General features: G+C 65.2%; 19 protein-coding genes and 3 pseudogenes. 15 read left to right on the top strand and 7 right to left on the bottom strand.

What is annotated here, in order from left to right; genetic code table 11:
- Nucleotides 1-118 precede the first annotated feature (118 nt).
- Genes AB0H61_RS07995 through AB0H61_RS07985 form a run of 3 tightly spaced genes read left to right on the top strand, consistent with a single transcriptional unit; the run spans nucleotide 119 to nucleotide 1,034 of the window.
- Nucleotides 119-232, top strand: coding sequence for a hypothetical protein (locus tag AB0H61_RS07995; RefSeq protein WP_357300625.1), 114 nt, complete (start codon nucleotides 119-121; stop codon nucleotides 230-232).
- Nucleotides 220-456 carry a hypothetical protein gene (locus tag AB0H61_RS07990; RefSeq protein ID WP_357300624.1) on the top strand — a complete coding sequence of 79 codons (237 nt, stop codon included), beginning with the start codon at nucleotides 220-222 and terminating at the stop codon, nucleotides 454-456. Before AB0H61_RS07995 ends, AB0H61_RS07990 begins: the two co-directional genes overlap by 13 nt.
- A complete protein-coding gene (locus tag AB0H61_RS07985) occupies nucleotides 405-1,034 on the top strand; it encodes a TerD family protein (RefSeq protein ID WP_357300623.1) in 630 nt (209 codons plus the stop codon). Before AB0H61_RS07990 ends, AB0H61_RS07985 begins: the two co-directional genes overlap by 52 nt.
- Before the next feature lie 33 nt (nucleotides 1,035-1,067).
- On the opposite strand, the gene AB0H61_RS07980 is transcribed toward AB0H61_RS07985, so the two are convergent.
- Nucleotides 1,068-2,762: an IS1182 family transposase gene (locus AB0H61_RS07980; RefSeq protein WP_357300622.1), complete on the bottom strand. Its 1,695-nt coding sequence runs from the start codon at nucleotides 2,760-2,762 to the stop codon at nucleotides 1,068-1,070.
- Between the two features lie 319 nt (nucleotides 2,763-3,081).
- Entirely contained in the window at nucleotides 3,082-3,558 is a 477-nt protein-coding gene (locus tag AB0H61_RS07975) for a hypothetical protein (RefSeq protein ID WP_357300621.1), read from the bottom strand.
- A 360-nt stretch (nucleotides 3,559-3,918) separates the two neighbouring features.
- On the opposite strand from AB0H61_RS07975, the gene AB0H61_RS07970 reads away from it, so the two are divergent.
- The 7 genes from AB0H61_RS07970 (at nucleotide 3,919) to AB0H61_RS07940 (ending at nucleotide 11,795) form a co-directional block, all read left to right on the top strand.
- Complete coding sequence (locus tag AB0H61_RS07970; protein ID WP_357300620.1) at nucleotides 3,919-4,242, top strand: putative quinol monooxygenase; 324 nt, start codon at nucleotides 3,919-3,921, stop codon at nucleotides 4,240-4,242.
- Nucleotides 4,243-4,300: 58 nt separating this feature from the next.
- Nucleotides 4,301-5,320 (top strand): alcohol dehydrogenase catalytic domain-containing protein, encoded by a 1,020-nt coding sequence (locus AB0H61_RS07965; protein WP_357300619.1) that lies wholly within the window; start codon nucleotides 4,301-4,303, stop codon nucleotides 5,318-5,320.
- Nucleotides 5,321-5,331: 11 nt separating this feature from the next.
- Complete coding sequence (locus tag AB0H61_RS07960) at nucleotides 5,332-6,474, top strand: AraC family transcriptional regulator ligand-binding domain-containing protein (RefSeq protein WP_357300618.1); 1,143 nt, start codon at nucleotides 5,332-5,334, stop codon at nucleotides 6,472-6,474.
- Nucleotides 6,475-6,528: 54 nt separating this feature from the next.
- Nucleotides 6,529-8,058, top strand: coding sequence for an NAD(P)/FAD-dependent oxidoreductase (locus tag AB0H61_RS07955; RefSeq protein ID WP_357300617.1), 1,530 nt, complete (start codon nucleotides 6,529-6,531; stop codon nucleotides 8,056-8,058).
- Entirely contained in the window at nucleotides 8,055-9,206 is a 1,152-nt protein-coding gene (locus AB0H61_RS07950; protein WP_357300616.1) for a serine hydrolase domain-containing protein, read from the top strand. The genes AB0H61_RS07955 and AB0H61_RS07950 overlap by 4 nt, the downstream gene beginning before the upstream one ends.
- 86 nt (nucleotides 9,207-9,292) lie before the next feature.
- Nucleotides 9,293-10,879, top strand: coding sequence for an AMP-binding protein (locus AB0H61_RS07945; protein WP_357300615.1), 1,587 nt, complete (start codon nucleotides 9,293-9,295; stop codon nucleotides 10,877-10,879).
- A gap of 82 nt (nucleotides 10,880-10,961) precedes the next feature.
- Complete coding sequence (locus tag AB0H61_RS07940; RefSeq protein WP_357300614.1) at nucleotides 10,962-11,795, top strand: enoyl-CoA hydratase-related protein; 834 nt, start codon at nucleotides 10,962-10,964, stop codon at nucleotides 11,793-11,795.
- A 645-nt stretch (nucleotides 11,796-12,440) separates the two neighbouring features.
- Here AB0H61_RS07940 and AB0H61_RS07935 read toward each other — a convergent pair.
- The 4 genes and pseudogenes from AB0H61_RS07935 to AB0H61_RS07920 all read right to left on the bottom strand — a co-directional run.
- Nucleotides 12,441-13,239: pseudogene (locus tag AB0H61_RS07935) on the bottom strand (amidohydrolase family protein).
- 104 nt (nucleotides 13,240-13,343) lie between these two features.
- A complete protein-coding gene (locus AB0H61_RS07930; protein WP_357300613.1) occupies nucleotides 13,344-13,751 on the bottom strand; it encodes a VOC family protein in 408 nt (135 codons plus the stop codon).
- An 8-nt stretch (nucleotides 13,752-13,759) separates the two neighbouring features.
- Nucleotides 13,760-15,592 (bottom strand): AMP-binding protein, encoded by a 1,833-nt coding sequence (locus AB0H61_RS07925; RefSeq protein WP_357300612.1) that lies wholly within the window; start codon nucleotides 15,590-15,592, stop codon nucleotides 13,760-13,762.
- Between the two features lie 66 nt (nucleotides 15,593-15,658).
- Nucleotides 15,659-16,552: pseudogene (locus tag AB0H61_RS07920) on the bottom strand (acyl-CoA dehydrogenase family protein); the annotation flags it as partial.
- Between the two features lie 116 nt (nucleotides 16,553-16,668).
- On the opposite strand from AB0H61_RS07920, the gene AB0H61_RS07915 reads away from it, so the two are divergent.
- Nucleotides 16,669-17,490: a PaaX family transcriptional regulator C-terminal domain-containing protein gene (locus tag AB0H61_RS07915; RefSeq protein ID WP_357300611.1), complete on the top strand. Its 822-nt coding sequence runs from the start codon at nucleotides 16,669-16,671 to the stop codon at nucleotides 17,488-17,490.
- Nucleotides 17,491-17,508: 18 nt separating this feature from the next.
- On the opposite strand, the gene AB0H61_RS07910 is transcribed toward AB0H61_RS07915, so the two are convergent.
- Nucleotides 17,509-18,480, bottom strand: a complete 972-nt coding sequence (locus tag AB0H61_RS07910; RefSeq protein WP_357300610.1) for an alcohol dehydrogenase catalytic domain-containing protein — start codon at nucleotides 18,478-18,480, stop codon at nucleotides 17,509-17,511.
- On the opposite strand from AB0H61_RS07910, the gene AB0H61_RS07905 reads away from it, so the two are divergent.
- The 4 genes and pseudogenes from AB0H61_RS07905 to AB0H61_RS07890 all read left to right on the top strand — a co-directional run bounded on the left by AB0H61_RS07905 (nucleotide 18,463) and on the right by AB0H61_RS07890 (nucleotide 21,660).
- Nucleotides 18,463-19,347 carry a TetR/AcrR family transcriptional regulator gene (locus AB0H61_RS07905; protein ID WP_357300609.1) on the top strand — a complete coding sequence of 295 codons (885 nt, stop codon included), beginning with the start codon at nucleotides 18,463-18,465 and terminating at the stop codon, nucleotides 19,345-19,347. The genes AB0H61_RS07910 and AB0H61_RS07905 overlap by 18 nt on opposite strands.
- Nucleotides 19,348-19,675: 328 nt before the next feature.
- A pseudogene (locus AB0H61_RS07900) lies at nucleotides 19,676-20,581 on the top strand (LLM class flavin-dependent oxidoreductase); the annotation flags it as partial.
- A 169-nt stretch (nucleotides 20,582-20,750) separates the two neighbouring features.
- Nucleotides 20,751-20,891 carry a hypothetical protein gene (locus tag AB0H61_RS07895; RefSeq protein WP_357300608.1) on the top strand — a complete coding sequence of 47 codons (141 nt, stop codon included), beginning with the start codon at nucleotides 20,751-20,753 and terminating at the stop codon, nucleotides 20,889-20,891.
- A gap of 1 nt (nucleotide 20,892) precedes the next feature.
- Nucleotides 20,893-21,660, top strand: a complete 768-nt coding sequence (locus AB0H61_RS07890) for an SDR family oxidoreductase (RefSeq protein WP_357300607.1) — start codon at nucleotides 20,893-20,895, stop codon at nucleotides 21,658-21,660.
- Nucleotides 21,661-22,110: the final 450 nt, after the last annotated feature.

The raw sequence follows: 22,110 nt of genomic DNA, 5'->3' as shown, positions 1-22,110 counted from the left end.
GCACTGGAAGTGCAAACAACGAGCGACGCAATCGACGTCTGCGCCGTCAACGTTTGTCCGGCGGCCGCGAGTTCACCGCGGTCGACAACTCGACTCGGGGACCCCCGCTGGTCAGTTCATGGCGATCATGGGTCGATCGGGCAGCGGAAAAGCCACGCTGTTGCATATTCTCGCCGAATCGACCGCCTCAGCGTCAAGCCGAAAGTGTCCATCCTGGCTATGGATTTCGTGAAGAAGATCCCGGTGCGTGAGGATGCCGACCGCGGCCGCGTGGCCTTGGAGCGCGGCAGCATCGGCGAGCGGTCGAACAACGATCCACACCTGTCCCGAGGTCGGCACAGCGGGTGGCGATCACCCGCTGCGCCGGCCAATGATCCACCGCTGCTCTTGGCGATGGATTGTGAATGGGCTTGTGCCACAGAAAGACTCGCGGCGCGAATTATGCTGTCGGTGTGATTACTCTCAAGAGAGAAGACGGTGCCGCGGACTTGGCTGGAATCACCAAGTTGACAGTGGCGGTGAGCTGGGATCCTTCTGGGGGTACCAGCGGTGGTCTGCTCGGTTTGGCTCGACGCAAGCGAGGTGTGGACCTGGACCTGATCGCTGTGCTCATGCAGGGAGCGGAGCCGGTGCGGTTCGCCGGCTTGGATTCCCTCGACCCGCTGGGCAACGGCGCGGTACAGCACACCGGTGACGAGCAGACCGGCGCCGCGTCCGGTGACGATGAATCCGTCCACGTCACCTTCGCCGATGTACCGCAAGGGATCGACGCCATCATCTTCGTCGCGGCAGCCTTCAAGAAGGGAAGCTCCTTCGACAAGGCCAACAACGTCTCGTTCAAAATCTATGACGCCACCGGCAGCTCCAGCCAGCAGGTAGCCGATATCTGGCCCTCGCTGCTCGGCACCGACAACGCCAACGCGGTCGCGCGCGCATTCCGCGACGGCAACGTCTGGCGGCTGGAAGTCCTCAATCGCAAGGGTCAGATCAAGCAAGGCGACAAGCAGGCTCTCCTGCAGTTCGCGATGGCTTAGCTTGACTCTGTCGGTGATCTTGGGGTTACGAGATCAGCTGTTAGCCGCCCGCCAGGACCGCTGTCGGTGAATTCCCTTCCGGTCCAGCAAGTTTTGGAAGGCCGTTGGCTGCCGGGGCGAGGATGGCTCGTCTGGTAGCAGTCCGCTGCTGAGGCGTTCGATGTTCACGGCGATGGCGGTGAGTACGTGCTGAACGTGGGTCTTGGGTTGGCCGCGGTAGCGGCATTGCCGCATACCGTGCCCGTTCGCGAATTCGCAGACGGTGCCCTCGATTCCGGAACGCATGGCGTATCGCTGCCGCCAGGCCGGGCTCTGCTGCTCGTCGCGGGCCCGAACTTGCAGGTCGAGGAGCTCTCGCGGGGGAAAGCCCACGTTGCGTGCGCTGTCGCGGGAGCTGGTGCACTGGCTGCGAACCGGACACGGCTGGCACTGGCCTTTGGTGAACCGAGCCACGATCAACGGGGCCGCGGTCGGAGACGACGTCGGGTAGGGGCCGTGCCAGCCTTTGCTGACCTGCCCTTGAGGGCAGGTGACCTGTCGGCGGTCGAAGTCGATGTGAAAGTCGTCGCGGCCGAAGCCGTCGTTCTCGCGGTGCTGGCGGGTGGGGTTGCCCGGCAGCGGGCCGGTGACTGTGATCCGGTGTTCGCGGGCCGCCTGCGCGACATGGACCAGGGAGGTGTAGCCGCCGTCGACCAGGTGCTCGGCCGGAAGCAGCCTGCGGCGCTGCAGGCGGGTGTGGATTCCCGGAAGGGCGTGGGCGTCGTTGGTGGTGGCCGGGGTGGTGACGACGTCGGTGATCACGTTGGTGCCCTCGGTGGCGCAGGTTTCGGTCAAATGGACCAAGAACCCCTTCCACCTGGTGACCTGCCCTCGGCGCGCGTAGCGGGCCTGGATGTCGTAGGGAGACACGATCGTCACCGACGAGGGCGGCAGACCGCCGTCGTCGTCGGTGCGCCAGCACAGGCGGCCCTTTTCGTCGCGGTAATAGTTCTGCAGGACGATCTGTCGCAGGGCCTGGAACTGGGGACCGGAAAGGTGGTCCGGCCCGTGCCCCCGCAGATGCTCGAGCAGCCGATGGGCGTCCTCGCCAGCGGCGAGGATCCTGGTCTTGGGCCGAGTGGGGTTCTTGCCCAGCCGCACCGGGCGGCCGTAGCGGCGCCCCCACTCCTCGTCGACCAGGCCGGTCAGCAGGTGCGGGGCGTAACGGGCGAGTTCTTTGAGCGCGGCGCGGACGGCCTCGGTGATCAGCTCGAGCCGGGTCAGGTCGCGCACCGCGGCCAGAACGTGAGTGGAGTCGGTGCGCTGGGTGCTGCGTTCGCGCACCAGCCCGGCATCAGTGAGCCGGGCCAGCGCGAGATCGAGCAGCCGGTCGGCGCGGTCGCCTTCGGCGAGCCGGTCGCGGAAATCGCTCACACTGTGGTGGAAACCGGGGTCGTCCAACTCCAGGCCGAGCGCGTACTTGAAGTCGATGCGACAGCGCACGGCCTCGGCCGCCTGCCGGTCGGACAGGTCCAGCACGTACTGCAACACGCACACGGTGGCCAGCTGAGCCGGGGACAAACCGGGCCGCCCATCGCGCGGATACCAGTCGGCGAAATCCTCGTTGCTCCACAGGCTTTCGAGCCGGTCGCGTATCCACATCGCCGTGGTGCCGCGGGGATTGCTGGCGCGGGCCACCCGCGCCGTCAGCGGCGGTACCGTCGTGGCCGGTCCGGGTCCGAGTGACATTCACCTGATCCTTCAAGGGGGCGCATCAGTGCTTCGCGCCCCGCAGTGTGGCAGCCCGTCAGCCGCGACATGCGGTGAATCCCAAGATCACCGACAGAGTCAAGCTAGCGCGAGGGCGGAGTCACCCTCAACCGCGGATGTCCAGAACGTCTCGACGAGACCTTCGCCACCTATCTGCGACATCATGACCCAGCGCACACACCATGTCGACGTGTGCGAACATCGAGTTCAGCTTGGCTGCTGTCCGTCCGGCCAATGACCGCAGCTTGTTTCGGCCGCCGGATGCTCGCGGGTGGGCGGTCCCGCCAGGGGTTTGCTCTCATTCGTCGAACGCGGTACGGATCGCCTTGACCTTCTCTTTGGTGAACACACCGCTCTCGAGCAACGAGAGTACGGACAACACGCCGCCGCGTGAGCCCCAACTTCCCTCGTCGATCACCCGGAAGTTGACCCACCAAGCCGGAGCCGGCTCGGGCAGGCCGCATGCCTCGGCCATAGCCGCCAGGACGCGCTCGATGACCGCCGTGCGCACGTCCTGCCGCCAGTCACCGTCCATGACGGCCACGTCGATGACCATCACATCGAGGCCCGGCCCGGCGTCGGCCAGCAGGCGGCCGCCGATCGCCATCATGTCGCTCTCGCGCTCGACGAAATGCACCTGGAAACCGACCCGGGCGGGTGGTGCGAGCTGACCGACTTCGGGCACAAGGACGGCGTCGGTCAGCGTCTCGGCCAGCACGCGGTGCTGGTCCAAACTCAGACGGCCCTTCGATGTGTTCACGGTGATGACGGTCACGAGTACCTCCTATGACGATCGCTATAGAAGGTGACACTACATCGATGTATAGCGATCGTCATACCTTGGGCGAACTTCAGCGCCACGCTCCACGGCCGAGTTCGGTGGATAGCAGTGGAGCAGTCCAGCGAGATGAGCCTCCGGTGGAAGTCGATCCGCCGACCGCTACGCAAACGCGCACATCAGCGCATAGGCGGCGAGCCTTGCGGCGACAACTGCCTCCGATGTAGTCTCCGGTTATATCGATCGTTATAACCGGTGTGCTGGTTCCGGAGCCCGCGCGCCTCGCTGTTCCTCGTGCCGGCTGGGGCGATTCCAACCACCCCAGCCGACACGAGTCCCGAATCGAAGGAGATGTTGATGGCAAACCCGATCGTCGTCGTGGCGACCATGCTCGCCAAGCCCGGCGAAGAAGACACGGTCGAGAAGACTCTGAGCGGGGCAGCGGTGTCGGTGCACGTCGAGCAGGGCTGCCTCCTCTATGCCCTGCACCGGAAGAGTGGAACGCCGGGAGAGTTCGTGATGATCGAAAAGTGGGCGTCGCGCGAGGACCTCGATGCTCACCTGCGAGGCGCAGTTATGCGAGAGGTCGGTGTCGCACTGCGCAACGCCCTGGCAGCCCCTCCCGACGTGAAGCTGCTCGATGCACTGCCCGTCGGCGACTCGAATTTGGGCACGCTGTGAGCGCCTGGACACGCTGCGAGCGTTGTACCCCTGCTGTCGTCGAAATCGCGGTGACCGCATGAGAAGTCTTACCTTCGTCGCCCCCGGTGAACTGCGATTCGATGAGGTCGACGCGCCGGTGATCGTGGACGGCACCGATGCGCTGGTGCGACCACTGGCCGCGACCACCTGCGATCTGGACCACCACGTCATCCGCGGCATTACTCCGATGTCAGCCCTCGGGCCGTTCGCTCTCGGACACGAATGCGTCGGCACAGTGGTCGAAGTCGGGCCGGAATGCGCGACCGTCAAGGTCGGCGACATCGTCGGGGTGGCCTGGCATATCGCCTGCGGAACATGCGCGCAGTGCAAGCTCGGGCACACAGCGCGATGCCTGCTCCACGGTGAGGCCCAGTACGGCCTTCCGCTCAACGGCTACTGGGGCGGTACGTTCGATGAACTCGTCCGGGTCCCCTACGCAGACTTCAACCTCGCTCCGTTGCCCGCCGGTATCGACCCGGTGCATCTGGCGTCGATCGGTGACAATCTCGCACTCGGATGGGAATCGGTCGTGCCGACTCTGGCTGGCATCGACAACCCTGAGGTCGCGGTTTTCGGCGGGACGGGATCGATCGGCCTGTACTGCGTGGACGCCGCCGTCCATTGCGCAGGCGCACGCACGGTCTACTACGACGACGACCCGGTGCGGATGGAGGTCGCGGCGAAGCTGGGAGCCGAGGTGTACGACATCAACGGCAAACGCGAACGCAACTTCCACTTGGCCGTGGACGCCAGCGCCGATCCGGTGCGGCTGCGCAAGGCCTTGCTGTCGGTGATGCCCGAGGGCTACGTCAACAGCGTGGGGATCTACTTCGAGGACGTGGCCGTGCCGATGCTGAACCTCTACCTGCGCGGGGTTCATTTCCACAACGGCAAGGGACATGCCAGGCCGAGTATGACGCCGACCCTCGAAGCGGTCGCGGCGGGCACGCTGCACCCGGAACTGGTCACCAGCGGCATTTACGCCTGGGATGAGATCCCGGATGTCCTGACCTCCGCCGATGCTGGGCACAAACCCATCTTCGTTCTCGGCGACTGATTCGAACTGAGATGCGGCCGGTGTCAGCCCAGTTGACGCCGGCCGCGCGAGGAGTACGCATGCGAATACAGGATCGAGCGCACCCGACCGAGTACCTCGCATCGCGGCAACGGCCTCGGCAAGCGATGAACATGCCGATCCGTGCCGCCGCAATCCGGGGCGCGGACCGGCTCATCGACGAACTCGGCGGTGACGCCACCTACTTTCTGTCCTGCTTCGGGGTCACCCATGCTGATCTCGACTCCGAATCCGCGGTGCTGCCGGCAGTGACCGCGACTCGCATCCTGCGCGGCGCGGCGCGCACACTTGACTGCCCGGACTTCGGACTGCGGTTGGCCGCTCACCAAGACCTGGCGATGTTCGCGCCGTTGGCACTCGCAGTGGACAACTGTGCGACTGTCGGCGACGCCCTGGACTGCGTATCGCGGTTCCTGTTCCTGCACAACCCGACTCTGCGCCTGACTCGCGGGCCCGATCCGCAACGTCACGCCGGCGTAGCCGTCGTTGCCTATCAACTGAGCCTCCCTGACTTCCGGCACGAACCACAGGCGGTCGACGCGGGCTTGGGCCAACTGCATCGCACCCTTGTCCAGTGGAGCGGTGGCTATGACCTGCTGGGGGTTCATCTGCCTCACCCACCGCTGGTCGACCCAGGGATATATTCCGAGTTCTTCGGCGCACCTGTGTATTTCGACAGCGCGGAGGCCTTGTTACGAGTTCGCTCGACGCTGTTCGGCCAGACGATGTCGACTCCGCCGGATCCGGTGGTGAGGCAGATGGCTGTGCAGTTCCTGGAATCGAATTTCACCGACCCGCGCGAAGGCTTCGCGGCGACAGTGCATACGGCGATCCGCCGCGGAATCGGCACGGTGCCATTGCGCATCGAAACCCATGCCAGTGCCTTTCATATGCATCCTCGAACGTTGCAACGGCGGTTGGCCGCGGAAGGAACCTCGTTCGAAGCGATCGTCGACGAAGTTCGTCGCAACGAAGCCCGACGGCTGCTCACCGAGACCGATCTGCCGTTGTCTCAGGTGTCCGCGCGCGTGGAGCTGGCTGACCAGTCCGGGCTGACGCGCGCGGTGCGCCGTTGGTTCGGCACGACACCGTCACAGCTGCGCCGAGACGCTCGTCAAACTGTCGCGCAGAGATAAAGAACTGACGCGCAGCGACAATCAACTGCGAACCGGCCCTTCAATACTGAAGACATGACCAGCTTTTCAGAACCGGCAGCCTTACCGGATCGGGTCGACGTCGTGATCGTGGGCGCAGGGATTTCCGGCATCGACGCCGCCTACCGGCTGCAGACAGAATGTCGTGGGCTGTCCTATGTGGTGCTCGAAGCGCGGGAAGACCTCGGCGGGACGTGGGACCTGTTCCGCTACCCGGGAATCCGGTCGGATTCCGACATCTTCACCCTCGGGTTCCCCTTCCACCCCTGGGCGGGTGCTGACTCGATCGCGGAGGGCGCTGACATCCTCGCCTACCTGCGCGACACCGCACAGCAATTCGGCATCGACAACCACATCCGGTTCCGTACCGCCGTGCAGTCGGCTGACTGGTCGAGCACCGACGCCTGCTGGACGGTGACCGTCGAGCAGCCTGCCCCCGAGGGCGGATACCTTCGGCGCACCCTGCAATGCTCGTTCCTCTACACCTGCACCGGATACTACGACTACGAACGCGGTCACAATCCGGATCTGCCCGGCCTCGACACGTTCACCGGGGTTGTCGCGCACCCACAGTTCTGGCCCGAACAACTGGATTACGCAGGCAAGAAGGTCGTCGTCATCGGCAGCGGCGCGACCGCGATCAGCATGGTGCCCGCGCTGGCCCGCGACGCCGAGCACGTCACCATGCTCCAGCGCAGCCCCACCTGGATCTCCGCGATCGGCCGCCGCGACAAGTTCGCCGACCGCTGGCGGCAACGACTCCCGGCCTCGTGGGCGCACAAGCTGATCCGGTTCCGCAACGTATCGTTCGCGAACGGCTTCTACCACTATTGCCGGTGGTTCCCAGACCGTGCACGCCGCCTGCTGACCCAGGCGGCGACTCGACGACTCGGGCCCGACACGGTGCGCGACCACTTCACTCCGGCCTATGCGCCCTGGGACCAGAGGCTGTGCTTCGCCGTGGACGCAGATCTGTTCAAGGCCATCCGCGCCGGGGAAGCCGATGTGGTCACCGACCACATCGAGAGCTTCGTCCCCGACGGCATCCTCCTTCGCTCGGGAACCGTTCTGCCCGCTGACATCGTGGTCACCGCCACCGGCCTGAAATTGCAGTCACTCGGTCACATCGAACTGCGGGTCGACGGAACCCGGATCGATCCCGGACAGCACATGCTCTGGCGCGGCACCATGCTCAGCGACGTCCCCAACTTCGCGCTGTGCGTCGGCTATGTCAACGTGTCCTGGACCATGCGCGCCGATCTCACCGCGCGACTGGTGTGCCGAGTGATCGAACACATGCGCCGCCAGAACCTCGCGTCGGTCACCGTTCCCGCCGAGTCCGGCGTGAATCAGCGCCCGCTGATCGATCTGAAGGCCGGATACGCCGAGCGCGGCGGGCATCAGTTCCCCTCCGTCGGCGACCGCGGTCGGTGGTCGATGTCCAAAACCTACTTCCTGGACGCGGCTGCGGTCGCGCGTGCCAACGTGCGGCGCGAACTACACGGAGTCCCTCGACGGGGCACGACAGCGGCAGAGACGAACTGGGACGCGGGGGTGCGATCGTGACCGCCGTCGAGGTCGCGGGCACAACTGACCCGCGCTGGAGCGCCCTTGGCGACCTGCTCGCCGAGAACCTCACCTCGGGCGCCGAGCTCGGTGCATCACTCACCGTCACCGTCGACGGCGCGCCGGTGGTCGATGTCTGGGGCGGCTGGGCGGACGTGGACCGCACCCGACCATGGCGCGGCGACACCATCACCAACCTGTGGTCATGCACCAAGACGGTGACCTCGTTGGCCGTTCTGATCTTGGTCGACCGAGGGCAGGTCGACCTCGATGCAACGGTCGCGACATACTGGCCGGAGTTCGCCGTTGCGGGCAAGGAAGCGATCCTGGTCCGGCACCTGCTCTCGCATACATCCGGTGTGTCCGGCTGGGAACAACCGATCGCGATAGGCGATCTCTACGACGCGCCCGCGGCCGCCGCAAAGCTGGCCGCGCAGACACCCTGGTGGGAACCGGGTACCTCCTCGGGATATCACCTGCTGAACTTCGGACACCTGCTCGGCGAACTGATCCGGCGGATCGATGGGCGCACGCTGGGCCGGTTCGTCGCCGAAGAGATCGCGGGCCCGCTCGGCGCCGACTTCCATATCGGCTTGCCCGACCACGATTTCGACCGGGTCGCTGATGTCGTTCCGCCGAAAGGGCTTTCGATCGATCTGTCCGCACCCGACCCAGGCCAGGTTCGCCAGCAGACACTGACCGGCCCGCTGGGCGACCCACGAGAATCGTGGACTCCGGCGTGGCGCCGCGCCGAGATCGGTGCGGCCAACGGGTTCGGCAACGCCCGGTCGCTGGCGCGCATTCAATCCGTCGTGGCAGGCGGGGGCATGGTCGACGGAGTCCGACTGCTCGCACCCGAGACCATCGCACAGATCTTCGAGCCGCAATCCGATGGTGTGGACCTGGTGCTGGGGGCGCACACGCGGTTCGGTCTCGGATACGGTCTGCCCTCGCCTGCGGTTCCCTACCTGCCTGACGGGGACATCTGCTTCTGGACCGGATTCGGCGGCTCGATCGTGGTCGTCGACACCGAACATCGACTCACCTTCGCTTACGCCATGAATCGGATGGGCACGGGGTTGCTGGGCACGACGCGCACCGCGCAGTACGTCGACGCCGTGTTCTCTGCCCTGCACAACCACCGCTGACCGCGACCGCCTTACCCCGCATCGCGGGTCCGTGTCGGTCGGCTTCATCAGGCGGACCCACCGCACGCCATCTAACGGAGAAACCAATGAGCTTCGCCAGTCCCCATCCGCCGGTATCGATTCCAGACGCCGGCCTCTACGAATTCCTCTTCGCCGAATTGAATTCCGACGAGCGAGATCGCATCGCGCTGGTCGCGGCCGAGACCGACGTGCCCCTGTCCTACCGGGCACTGCTGTTCGCCATCGACGCCCTGGCCGGCGAGCTGGTCGCCGGTGGAGTCCGCACCGGTGACGTCGTAGCGCTGATGAGCCCCAACTCGCCCGGATTCGTCGTGGCATTCCACGCCATCCTGCGCGCCGGTGCGACCGTTACCACGGTCAACGTCCTGGCCACCGATACAGAAGTCGCCAAGCAATTGACCGCGGCGACCGCCCGGACACTGGTGACAGTTCCGGACCTGCTGCCCACGGCCAGGCAAGCCGTCCGGTGCGCAGGCCTCGACGACGAGGCAATCGTGTTGCTCGACAACCTCGACCACGAACCAGTGCACCGTGCAGCAGCGCAGCTCCCCGATGAACCAGCCCCCGGAGAGCGAGTTGCGGTGCTGCCGTTCAGCTCCGGAACGACAGGGGTGCCCAAGGCAGCCGTGCTCACCCATCACAACCTGGTCGCCAACCTCGCCCAGACCGCGCCGCTACTGGATCTGAAGGCTGACGACGTCGTTCTTGCCGTCTTGCCGTTCTTTCACATCTACGGCATGACGGTGCTGATGAACGCCTCCCTCGCCGCCCGCAGCCGCATCGTGACCATGGCTCGTTTCGACCTCGTCGGATTCCTGGATGCGATCCAGCGCCACCGGATCACCTACGCCTTCATCGCGCCTCCGGTGGCATTGGCGTTGGCTAAACACCCCCTCGTCGACTCCTACGACCTGTCCTCGCTGCGGATCCTGGTCAGCGGTGCGGCCCCGCTGGAAGAAGAACTCGGCCAGGCCGTCACCCGGCGATTGGGCGTGCCGATCGTGCAAGGGTTCGGTATGACCGAACTGAGCCCGGTCAGCCACCTGGTCCCCATCGCCGACGGGGGCATCAGCATCGCCGGCTCTCGGGCACCGATAGCCGCGAGCGGCTGGCCGGTGCCGAATACGGTGGTCAAACTCATCGACCCGCTCACCAGCGAGGAGATCGACCTTCCCATCGACGGTCTCAGCCGCCCCGGCGAACTGTGCGTGCAAGGACCGAACGTGATGGCCGGCTATCTGTCGAATCCGCAGGCCACCGCCGACACGATCGACTCCGAGGGATTCCTGCATACCGGAGATCTGGCCCGCGTCGACCCCACCGGCTGCCTGTACATCATCGACAGGATCAAAGAGCTCATCAAATACAAGGGCTACCAGGTGGCACCCGCCGAATTGGAAGCCCTGCTGCTGACCCACCCCGCGATATCCGATGCCGCCGTGATCGGTGTCCCCGATGCCGACGGGGAGGAAGTCCCCAAAGCATTCGTCGTCGCCTCGGACCCCTCCCTGACCGCCGACGAGGTCATCGCCTTCGTCGCCGCACAGGTCGCTCCCTACAAGAAGGTTCGCGCGGTCCAATTCCTCACCGCTATCCCGAAATCGGCCGCGGGCAAAATCCTGCGCAAGGATCTTCGCAACAACTCGCACTGATCCTGTTGCCGCAGCAGCCGACTGGCGCGGCAGCCCCGCAACACATCACAGGTCCAGGACGGACAGAAAGAGTCACTGAACAATGACATACACGACGATCTCCTATGAGGTCACCGACGCGATCGCGACCATCACGCTGAATCGCCCGGACGCCCGCAACGGTTTCACCGCTGAGATGGCCGACGAACTCGGCGCCGCGTTCTCCGAAGCCGACCTCGACGACCAAGTTCGCGTGGTGGTACTGACCGCCGCCGGCAAGTACTTCTGTGTGGGTATGGATCTGGCGGCCGGCGGCGCGGCCGAGGACATGGATGACCCGAGCTGGGTCGAGTGGGCTACCCGGGTTGCGCGGCCCATGACAGAGCTGAACAAACCGATAATCGCTGTCATCCAGGGGCCCGCTGTCGGTGTGGGCGTTACCATGACCCTGCCCGCGGACTTCCGTCTCGCCGCCGAGACCACCCGGTTCGGATTCGTCTTCGGGCGACGAGGTCTGGTTCCCGAAGCTGGATCACTCTGGTACCTGCCGCAACTCGTCGGTCTGGCCAAGGCCAAGGAATGGATGCTGTCCGGCCGCCTCGTCGATGCTCCCGAAGCGCTGGCCGCAGGCCTGGTCACCAGCTTGCACCCGCAGGAAGCTCTGCTCGACGCAGCGTATGACCTCGCAAAGGACCTGGCCGCCAATATCGCTCCGGCCTCGGCCGCGGTCATCCGGCGAGGTCTCACTGCCATGACCGCGTACGGCAGTCCCGAAGCAGCCTTCGCCCTCGATCGGAAGACCATTCCACACGCCCTGCGCAGCGCGGATCTGGCCGAAGGGATCACCGCTTTCCTGACCAAGCGCCCAGCCATATTCGCAGGAATTGCACGCCGTGACCTCCCGGCCTTGCCCGACTGGCTCCGCGAGTCGATCTAGACGCGCGTCGGGAAGTGCGCTCGCGGCCGATCGACCATCCAAGCCCGCCGTCAGCGCGATCACCACACCGATTCGAGGCCCATCCCTGCGTGTCGGGACGGGCCTCGTGGTTCCATCGATGATCTGTGGTGTCACTGATTGATAGATGCCAGCGTCGCTATCGACCGGGGAGAAGCGGGGGCAGGCGTGCGAAGACCGAACAGACGCAACGTCTTCGGCTCGATGCCAGCCCTGTGCGACCTACTTGGTGACGGCCGACTCGGTGGTGCCTGATGATGGTCTGGGGGCGTTTCGATCGGATGGAAGATCCGTGGAGGCCGACCGCCGCCACGCGATGGTGAGCGATGTCGTATGTGCTGCAATGACGTACGGACGTTGAGCGACCGAGTTTCACACGTAGCATCCGCTCGCCCGTCCAACGGTTGCAGCCTTGGTTCTGTCATTGGGCGGTATTCACACGATGTGGGCACGCACGCCTGATGACGGACCGGCACGGGGGACCATGAAACCAGTGCTACCTGGGCTCGAGCGGGCAGCCAGGGTACGGCGGATCATCAGCGGTAATCCCCGCCGCACGGGCATCCATGGCCGGCGTCGGCTTGGAGATGGCCCGCCCCTGCGTCTGGGGACGGGCCACCTCGGACGTCAGTTCAGATCGAAGAGGCGGGCCGCATTGTGGTGGCACACCGCGCGTAGCCACTCGTCACCGAGACCGAGACGCTCGAGCGCCTCGACTGCGTGGAAGTAGCTGTAGGGGATGTTCGGGAAGTCGCTACCGAACAGGATTCGATCGCTCAGACGGTGCAAGCGTTCGCGTTCGCCGGCTGGGAACGGGGCGTTCGCCTCACTGAAATCGGTCCACACCATCGTGGTGTCGAGGTGTACCCCGTCGAAACGCTCTGCCAGATCAAGGAACTCGGCGTATTCCGGGGTGCCCATATGCGCGACGATGAGTTGTAGTCGCGGATGGCGACGCAGCCAGTTCAGCGATCGGGGCCGGCCCGGTGAATCTGCCCGTGGCCGGTCCGGACCCGCAGTGGATGAGAACCGGAACACCGGCGGTCTCGAGGAGTGCCCAGACCTCGTCGAGCAACGGATCCAGAGCAGTGAAATCGCCGACCTGAATATGCACCTTGAACAGCCGGGCACCGGAGTCGATCGCCGCGCTCACGTACTCCAGCGCGCCGGGCTCGGGGTAGAAGGTAGCCGTGTGCAGGCAGTCCGGGGTGCGGGCCGAGAACTCAGCGGTCCAGCTGTTGAGCCAGGCCGCCATATCCGGCTTGTGCGGGTACACCAGCGCGGTAAAGGCGCGGATACCGCAGGCACGCAGTGTCTTCAGCCGGACCTGCTCCTCGTCGCGATAGGCGATCGGCCACGGGCGTCCAGTCAGGGGACCCACCGAGTCGAAATACGCCCACACCTTGCGCATGACCGGCTCCGGCATGAAATGGGTGTGCACGTCGATGATCCCGGGCAGATTCACGCGGGTCCGGAAAGCCGCGAAGGCCGCGACTTCGGCTGTGAACGCCGCTGTAGTGGGAGCCGCGGTCACGACGCTGAGCTCACTCCGAAGAACTCACGCAGATGCGGGGGAACCTGCGCGGGGTCGGGCTGGAAGATCTCGATCAGTAGATTGTCCGGGCCTTTGGCCATGGCATACGCGGCGGTGGGCTCGGTGCGGATGTCGGTGACAGACCACCCGAGGGCTCGTACCCGCTCAACCACAGCTTCGAGCTCGTCGGTCTGAATTCCGACATGGTGGACAGTGCCCTGCCCGGCCGTCTTGGGCGCCTGATCGTAGAGGTGGATATGGCCGGTGCCTACGCGCAGGAAGACGTTGCGCGCTCCGGCGAAGGTGATGTCGTAGGCGACTTCGGCGTCGAACCCATCGCGCCAGAAGGCGATTGTGGCCTCGATGTCGCTGGCCATCAGGTGGGCGTGGTGCATGTTGATCATGACGGATTTCATCCTTCGTTGTAGAGGGCGTCGATTTCGGCGGCGTACCGGGCGCGCACGATCCGTCGTTTCAACTTCAGGGTCTCGGTCACCTCGCCAGTGGCGGCGGTCCAGTCGTCGCCGATCAGGCGGAACCGTTTGACCTGTTCCACCCGTGCGAGACGGGCGTTGGCTGCTTGGACCGCATCCTCGATCTGGCCCAGCACCTCGCGTCGATCGATCAGCGCGGTGGTGCCCGCGCTGAGTCCCTGCGTCTCGGCCCAGGCGTGCAGTGCGTCAGAATCCAGCGTGATCAGGGCGGTGATGTAGGGGCGGCGGTCGCCGATCGCGACGGCATGGCCGATGAGGGGGTGTTCCTCGAGCAGGGCCTCGATGCGGGCGGGGGCGATGTTCTTGCCGCCGGCGGTGATGATGAGTTCTTTCTTGCGGTCGGTGACGGTGAGAAATCCGTCGCTGTCCACAACGCCGACATCGCCGGTGGCGAACCAGCCGTCGTCGTCGGTCAGAGACCGGATCGCGCCGTCCGGTTGCAGGTAGCCGGGCACTACGAGGGTTCCCCGGACCAGGATTTCACCGTCGTCGGCGATCGCGATCTCGGTGTCTCCGATCGGGCGCCCGACTGTCCCGACACGGAACGCCTCGGCATTGTTGGCCGTGATGACTCCCGAGGTCTCCGACAGGCCCAGCAGTTCGTAGACGTCGACGCCGATTCCGGCCAGGGTGGACAGGGCTTCGATCGGAACCGGGGCGGATCCGCAGGGGAAGAAGTGCAGCCGGTCCAGTCCCATCGCCCGCCGGATCGGGGCCAGTATTTCGGGATCGAGTTCGGCGATTCGTTCGGTTACGACCGCGGGGACCTGCTGGCCCGATCCCCTCAACTGGTAGCTTTTGCGGCGCAATTCGGTAGCGATCGTCATCCGTGCTCGATCGGGGTCGGGCAATGCCTGCTGCATGCCCGCAAGACGGGCGGCCATCTTCTCCACGATGCGGGGAACAGTGAAGAACTGGTGCGGACGCACACGCGGAAGAGCGGCGGCGACGGCGGAAGGCTCAGCGAGGGTATGAATGTGGCCGGCACCCGCGATCGGCATGTAGATCGAGCCCTGGCGTTCGGCGATGTGAGCCAGCGGCAAGTAGGCGATGTTGGTCATGTGCATCGGGCACCGATGCAGCTCCAGCATGGCGTAGGCGTGGTAGATCACCCCGCGGTGGGTCAGTACGACACCCTTCGGGTTTCCCGTGGTGCCGGAGGTGTAGACCACCGACAGCGCATCGTCCGGCCGGATCTCGGCCCAGCCGGTGGCGAAGACCTGTGGATCTGCGGCGTGCAACTCCGCGCCGCGGCGGCGCACAGCCTGCCAGGCCAGCTGGCGGCCGTCGTCGGTGGTGACCCCGGTGTCGTCGATGATCACCACGTGGCGCAAGCCGGGCAGTTGTGCCAGGGCTGGTTGCCAGCGCAGTAGTTCTTCGCGGCTGCCCAGCACCGCCATCGTGGCGTTGCTGTGTTGGGCGATAAAGGTGATCTGCTCGGGGCTGAGGGTCTGGTAGACGGTGCAGGAGATCGCGCCGAGATGGACCGCAGCCAGGTCGGCGATCAGATGCTCTGGTGAGCTCGGAGCCATGATGAGGACGCGATCGCCTCGGCGCAGTCCAAGATCATCCAGGCCTCTTGCCAGCGTGGCGATCTCGTCGCGCAGCGCAGACCAGGTCAGGGTCGGCCGATCCGGATCGTCCAGTGTGGACAGAGCAGGTAGGTCGCCAAAGTGGGTTGCGTTGCGGTGCAACAGCTTCGGAACTGTCTGGTCGTTCGCGTGTTCGATCGCGAAGGGGGTTGTGGTCATCGTCGACCTTTCGAGCGTTCCGCAGAGCGCGGTGGGTACAGAGGGAATGAGGTGTGGGCGTACTGATCAGTGGGTGGGATCGAGGGCACGGCGAAGGATGGCGTTCAGATCGGCTGCTGCGGGTAAGGTTCCGTAGGCCAAGCCACCCTCACCGCCGAGGCGGCTCGCGCAGAATGCATCGGCGACAGCGGGTGACGAGTAACGCGCCAACAATGAGCCCTGCAGTGTGATCGCCAGTTGTTCGACCACATATCGAGCGCCATGTTCCGGGGTCGAAGAAGAAACGAGTTCGCCGCCCAATCGCGACACCGCGGCATCCAGGTACTGGTTCGCGCCACGCGCCGCGGCCAACTCCGCCAGCAATGCCTGCCCGGTCTCGGGCTCGCGCTGCAGCGCGCGCAGGACGTCGAGCGCGTTGACGTTGCCTGAACCCTCCCAGATTGACGCCAGAGGAGCTTCCCGGTACCAGCGCGGCATCCCGGATTCTTCGACATAGCCGTTGCCACCGAAGCATTCGAGCGCCTCGGCGGCGAATCCTGGGCCACGTTTGGTGACCCAGTACTTGCCGATGGCGAGTGCGATACGGCGGAAGGCGTGCTCGCCGGCGTCTCCGTTGATCGCCCTGTCCGTAGCGCCCGCGAGCCGCAAGGTCAGCGCGGTGGCAGCCTCGGATTCGACGGCGAGATCGGCCAGAACGTTGCGCATCAACGGCTGGTCGATGAGCTGGCGTCCGAACGCGCTGCGATGACGGACGTGGTTGCGGACCCCCTTGCCCTCGGCACCCACCAGCCAGGCAACGGTGTGGTCGAATTCCGGCTCGGACGAGGCGTTGGATCGGTTCCCGAGCTTGTCCTTGAGGCGCTGGATGCGGAAGGTGTTGCGAGTGCCGTCGGGGAGCACGCGCGGTACCAGGAAGCAGGACAACCCGCCCGGCGCCTGGGCGAGCACGAGAAACAGATCGCACATCAATTACGACTGTCATGGCCGTCACATTACATAGATCGTCCACGTGGCTGCAAGACGTAATGCGCCATGGTGTGCACTGCCCTGCCGCGGCGCCGGGGCAGAATTGGCGCATGCGCAGTCGGGAAGTCGATCCGTTACTGGAGCTGGGAGTGCGGCCGCTCTCGGCGCGATCGGTGGTATTGAGCCTGCTGCTCGGTGCGCATCCGCCCCAGTTGCCGGCACGCCAGTTGGTGCGATGCGTGGAAGAGTTCGGCGTCAGTGAAGCGACCGTGCGGGTCGCGCTGACCCGAATGGTCTCGGCCGGTGATCTCGCCCGCGACGGGTCTGTCTACCGGCTCAGCGAACGGTTGATCGAACGTCAGCGCGTCCAGGACGCACTCATGAATCCTCGCGTCGTGACCTGGGATGGCAACTGGCAGCTCACTGTCGTCATCGCGACCGGACGTAGCCGCCCCGAGCGAAACGATCTACGAGCTGCGCTCACCTCGCTGCGCCTGGCTGAACTGCGCGAAGGAGTATGGCTCCGCCCAGCGAATTTGTCGGACGAGCCGGCGGATGGCTGGTCATTCCTTCGCGGCCAGATCGATGAAGTCACCCAGCAGTTCCTGTCCCGACCCACCGGCGACCCCGTCGAACTGGCTCGCACCCTTTGGCCACTCGAATCCTGGGCCACCACGGCGAGGAAACTCGTGCGCGGGTTGAGCGCGACCAGCGAGCCGGTGCATCGCTTCGCGGCAGCCACGGCAACTCCCCGTCACCTACTCCTTGATCCCATACTCCCTCCGGACCTCCTGCCTGCCGACTGGCCCGCACGCGAACTCCGGGACGTCTACGGCCGATACCTGGAGGAGCTGACAGCGATCGCCCGCTCCGGCGAGGATCCGGCTGCACGCGACCACGATCGAGCCGACCGCGGTACATGCGTCGACTGAGCTGCGATCCGCTCCCGTTCAGTCCGCGTACAAGCGAGGGCGCTGTAAGACCAGCTTGATCGTGCGTGCGCGATAGGCGTCCGGGGCCTGGTCCCATTCGGCGAGTACGGTCGTGACCTTCTCGGCGGCGAAACCGGTCCGGACGACGAAGTCGAGCAGCTCGGGTAGTAGCGGGCGTACATGGGAGACTCCGACTCGCAGCGTCGCGTCGTTGGCGTACATGTGCATCAACGGCACCTTCGTCCCGGGGGCTATGTAGTAGCCGACCGGAGTGCACACCCCGCCAGGTTCCAGGGCTCGCAATCCCGCCCGCACTCCTGCGGCGCTCGAGCTCGCCTCGACCGCGATGTCGTAGCGTCGCCCAGGGAGCCTGCCGCGCTCGAGTTCACGCGCGGTGACGGCGTGGACACGGGCGCCGAGCTCCTCGGCGATTCCCAGACGGTCGGGATCATGGTCGACGTAGTCGACCTCGGAGCCGTATGCGACCGCGAGTCCGGCAGCGTAGAGGCCAATGCTCTGCGCAGCCCCGCCGATTACCAGCACCGACCCGCCTGGACGTTCGGCCAGGGGTGGAACCACGCAACGCCAGGCATCGGCGAGGTTGTCGCTAGCCGCGGCGACACGGAGTGGATCCAGCGCCGCGGGCACTTTCACCAGCATGTGATCGGCGAATGGAACACGCACAAGATCGCTGATCATTCCGCCCCACGGTCCGCTCGCGTGGCCGAATCCGTAGGCGGCCAGTACGCCGGTCGCGGTCGTGGAGCATTTGGCTGTCAACCCGCGCCGGCATCGCGCACATTCTCCGCACGACACCGCCCATGGCACCACTACGACATCGCCGACTGCGAAACGTGTGACTCCCGGCCCGGTCTCGACCACCTCCGCCACGCACTCGTGCCCGATGGCAAACGGTCCCCGGAACGGAACCCGCCCGCAGATGTCGGCCACCACCGGGTCGATGTGGCCGGTGTGAAGGCCCAACTGCATCGCGCGCGACACCGGGCGATGAATCGGCAGCGTGTCACCGTCGCAGCGTGCAGCCACGAACGGACGAACCACCGCATCAGTCGGCTCCTGCAATCCAGGGTCCGGGACATCCATCCACCGCAGACGGTGGGCGCCAATCAGGTGCAATTGCCGCATCGGCAGCACTCCTCCACTTCGAGACGTCGGGCGCAGTACGACGGCGCCCGAGTGCTAAGACAGTCGTCATATACGCGTGATACGTTAGGATATGACGATCGTTATGAGAAGGAGGAAGAGTCGATGGATCAGGGGCCGTCCTCACGTGAGCGCATGGTGGCCGGTGCTGCGGATATGCTGCGCCGACGGGGGCTGAACGCCACTAGCGTTCGCGAGCTGGCCAAGCACTCCGGTACGCCACTGGGATCGACCTACCACTACTTTCCTGGCGGCAAAACGCAGTTGGTCACCGAGGCGGTTCGCTTCGCCGACGAGCTGACGGCGCGCACGCTGAACCGCCGCCTTGCTGCCGGGCCGGTGGCTGGGTTGCGAGGCATTGTGGACATGTGGCGGCAGGTGGTCATCGACAGCGACTTCCAGGCCGGATGCCCGGTGCTCGCTGTCGCCGTCGAGGAGCAGTCCGAATCCGACGATGCGCCGCGTAGCGCAGCGGCTGAGGCGTTCGCGAATTGGAGCGAGGTGCTGGCGACCTCGCTGCGCGAGCACGGCGCGAGCGATGAGGCCGCGCACCAGACTGCGACCCTGATCGTGGCTTCCATCGAAGGCTGCGTCGCGATCTGCCGCGCCCAGCGCAGCACCGAGGCGCTCGACCGGGTCACCGATGCCCTGGAGTCGGCCATCGCCGCCGTAGTAACTTCCGGGGAGTCGTGAAGTTTCACCACATTCCCCGGCGTCGGTGAATCGAACCCTTCGGACAAACCAACTTTGAATCAAGAATTGCCGACCGGCCATCTTTTTGATAGTCGGTGAATTTGTCGTTTCCTGGAAGTGTAGCGACGATTGTGATCAATGCGATTGCAGCAGTTACCATTGCGGATTTGGGTGCCTAGTTTCGGCAAGGACATTTCGATTCACGAAAAAGGAGTCCGGTGGTGTCCGAAGAACGGCGCAAGCTCAAGTTGGGAATTATCTTCGCCGGGGTCGGTGGCGGAGGCGCTCGAACCGCTGACGCTGCTGTCGGCGGTCGCCACACACGAGCCGGATCGGTCTCGCGGCTACCGTGACCACGTCCTACACCGAACCGTTCGATATCGCTCGCCGGCTGGCCTCCCTTGATCTCATCAGCGGCGGACGCGCCGGGTGGAACACCGTCACCAGCTACGACTCGGGCACAGCCGGGAACTTCAGTCGTGCCGACCATGGGGACCACGCCCACCGGTATCGACGGGGAGCCGAAGCGGTGACCGTGGTCCAAGGACTGTGGAACTCCTGCGAGGACGGCGCCTTCGCCAGTGACAAGGACGCCGTCAGCTACCTCGATACCGCCCGGCTGCATCGCCTCGACCACGAGGGGGAGTTCTTTTCGGTGACCGGGCCGCTCAACATCCAGCGCTCCCGCCAAGGCCAGCCGGTGATCATTCAAGCCGGGACCTCCGAGCCTGGTCGTGACCTCAACGCCCGCTTCGCCGAATTGGCCTTCTCCTTCGCGAAGACCGCAGAGTGGGCGCTTGCCTTTGCTGCCGATGTCCGCGCTCGGGCAGCAACCCACGGCCGCAACACCGACGATATTCTGTTCGTTCCCGCCCTCAGCGTTCGAGTCCGCGACACAGACGAACAAGCCCAGGCCGCAGAGTTGGAGGCGCTGGAGCGGAGGCCACTGGCCCGGCAGCTCGATCGATTCCAACGGCAGTACCCCGCGGTCGACTTCTCATCTCTGGAGAGCCGCTTCCTCGGCAGGTCGCCGCGCGGAGTAGTTCGAACGTTGGTCAAGTCGGTTTCCCTGGCTACATGCCGTGGGTCCGATGTCTGTTGGTCCATCCGCAGCGGCGCCCAATCGGCAGTGACTCGATCGACCACTCCGCGCGCGACGGCGCGGGGGACACGCACCGATGCAGTGCGGTGCGCCTCGGTCGTTCGCGACCGGAGTGGTGTCATCTGCGGGTGAACTCACGTCGGCGATCCGTGCACGACGTGAACGGTGGATGGTTCAGGAGCCGCGACACCGGCGTCGATCTGCCGAGCGGTCGCCTCAGGTTCAAAGTCTGTCGTGCAGAGGTAAATTCCTGTCGCGCAGAGGTACGCGTCAGCCTTCGAAGCTCTGGATACTCGGTGCCATGACCAGCAATTCGGATCCGAATCGTCTGCCGGATCACGCCGATATCGCGATCGGCGCAGTGACGGTATCGCCCACCTTGTGCAGGACAGGCCAGATGACCATCGTTGGCTGCGGATTGACCTTCACCGGAGGAGCCTGAGATGAGGCTTCGTGGCAAAGGTGCAGTGGTCACCGGGGCTGGAAGCGGCATCGGGCGGGCCCTGGCTGTGGCTCTCGCGGCCGAAGGCGCCAGTGTCGTGGTGAACGATATCGACGAGCCGACCGCATGGGCAGTCGCCGATGAAATCGGCGGAGTCGCGGTGACTGGCGACGTAGGCGACAAGCACTTCCCAGCGCATCTGGTCGCCGAGGCGAGCGCCGAACTCCGTTTCATTGATCTGTACTTCTCGAACGCAGGTATCGACTCTGGTCTCGGCTTCGACGCTGACGATGCGTGGATTGACAGCCTCGAAGTCAACGTACTCTCGCATGTCCGGACAGCCCGGGCACTGCTACCGGGATGGCTCGAATCGCGGCGTGGGCACATGGTGGTGACGGCCAGCGCTGCTGGGCTACTGACGATGGTCGGCAACGCGCCCTACTCGGCTTCGAAGCACGCAGCAGTGGCCTTTGCTGAATGGCTGGCCATAGAGCACGGCGACCAAGGAATCACCGTCCAAGCTCTGTGCCCGCAGGGCGTCAACACGCGCATGCTGCAAGAGTCCGGGCCGCTTCGGGAGATTTTGAGCCATGACACCGCGCTCGAGCCGGACGACATCGCTCGCTTCACTCTTGATGCCCTTGAAAGCAAGAAGTTCCTGATTCTCCCTCACCCACAGGTTGCCCGGTATTACACTTCTCGGGCGACCGACACCGATCGCTGGTTGGAGGGAATGCGTCGTCTGCGGCGCCGCGCATTCGGGAGTTGAACCCAGTTCGTCCTGTCTCAATCTGGCCGAGGCATGCTTTGACGTCGATCGAGTGGGCGACCTCCGTGCCCGGCTGGCGCCCGACCGAGGCCACAACAGCAGCTGCCGATGCGTTGGACGGCCAGCCGCTGCCAGGGCACCCGTCGCCGCAGGTGCCGGTCGGACGTGGGAGCCTCGTTCAGCAATGCACAGCCATCGATGACGACTCGTGCTGATTCGGTGGTGACCAGGTCGAGTGCGTCGGCTTGGGCTGCCTCGCTTACGCGGATCTGTACAGAGGGTAGGCAAGAAGGTCGAGCGACGACTGCGCAGTGCGGCATCTCGACGCGATACGGGAGGCTCAGCGGATTGATCTCTAGCCTCGGCCAATCACGCTGGTTGAGCTGTTTATGGTTCTGGAATGGCGAAAGGTGCTCTGAGCTGCGATGATTCGACTTGTCTAAGGTTGAA

It is taken from the genome of Nocardia sp. NPDC050710 (genome assembly GCF_040654375.1).
Lineage (GTDB): Bacteria > Actinomycetota > Actinomycetes > Mycobacteriales > Mycobacteriaceae > Nocardia.
The sequence above is the reverse complement of the archived record's forward strand: the minus strand, read 5'-3'. Positions and strand labels throughout refer to the sequence as shown.

What these genes read in the sequence shown, in the direction of transcription:
- AB0H61_RS07945 (WP_357300615.1), top strand. Translation starts at nt 9,293, where the DNA reads ATGAGCTTCGCCAGTCCCCATCCGCCGGTATCGATTCCAGACGCCGGC.
- AB0H61_RS07910 (WP_357300610.1), bottom strand. Translation starts at nt 18,480, where the DNA reads ATGCAGTTGGGCCTTCACACCGGCCACATCGACCCGGTGGTGGCCGAC.
- AB0H61_RS07995 (WP_357300625.1), top strand. Translation starts at nt 119, where the DNA reads ATGGCGATCATGGGTCGATCGGGCAGCGGAAAAGCCACGCTGTTGCAT.
- AB0H61_RS07970 (WP_357300620.1), top strand. Translation starts at nt 3,919, where the DNA reads ATGGCAAACCCGATCGTCGTCGTGGCGACCATGCTCGCCAAGCCCGGC.
- AB0H61_RS07990 (WP_357300624.1), top strand. Translation starts at nt 220, where the DNA reads ATGGATTTCGTGAAGAAGATCCCGGTGCGTGAGGATGCCGACCGCGGC.
- AB0H61_RS07930 (WP_357300613.1), bottom strand. Translation starts at nt 13,751, where the DNA reads ATGATCAACATGCACCACGCCCACCTGATGGCCAGCGACATCGAGGCC.
- AB0H61_RS07890 (WP_357300607.1), top strand. Translation starts at nt 20,893, where the DNA reads ATGAGGCTTCGTGGCAAAGGTGCAGTGGTCACCGGGGCTGGAAGCGGC.
- AB0H61_RS07985 (WP_357300623.1), top strand. Translation starts at nt 405, where the DNA reads ATGGGCTTGTGCCACAGAAAGACTCGCGGCGCGAATTATGCTGTCGGT.
- AB0H61_RS07925 (WP_357300612.1), bottom strand. Translation starts at nt 15,592, where the DNA reads ATGACCACAACCCCCTTCGCGATCGAACACGCGAACGACCAGACAGTT.
- AB0H61_RS07955 (WP_357300617.1), top strand. Translation starts at nt 6,529, where the DNA reads ATGACCAGCTTTTCAGAACCGGCAGCCTTACCGGATCGGGTCGACGTC.
- AB0H61_RS07980 (WP_357300622.1), bottom strand. Translation starts at nt 2,762, where the DNA reads ATGTCACTCGGACCCGGACCGGCCACGACGGTACCGCCGCTGACGGCG.
- AB0H61_RS07965 (WP_357300619.1), top strand. Translation starts at nt 4,301, where the DNA reads ATGAGAAGTCTTACCTTCGTCGCCCCCGGTGAACTGCGATTCGATGAG.
- AB0H61_RS07895 (WP_357300608.1), top strand. Translation starts at nt 20,751, where the DNA reads ATGACCAGCAATTCGGATCCGAATCGTCTGCCGGATCACGCCGATATC.
- AB0H61_RS07915 (WP_357300611.1), top strand. Translation starts at nt 16,669, where the DNA reads ATGCGCAGTCGGGAAGTCGATCCGTTACTGGAGCTGGGAGTGCGGCCG.
- AB0H61_RS07960 (WP_357300618.1), top strand. Translation starts at nt 5,332, where the DNA reads ATGCGGCCGGTGTCAGCCCAGTTGACGCCGGCCGCGCGAGGAGTACGC.
- AB0H61_RS07940 (WP_357300614.1), top strand. Translation starts at nt 10,962, where the DNA reads ATGACATACACGACGATCTCCTATGAGGTCACCGACGCGATCGCGACC.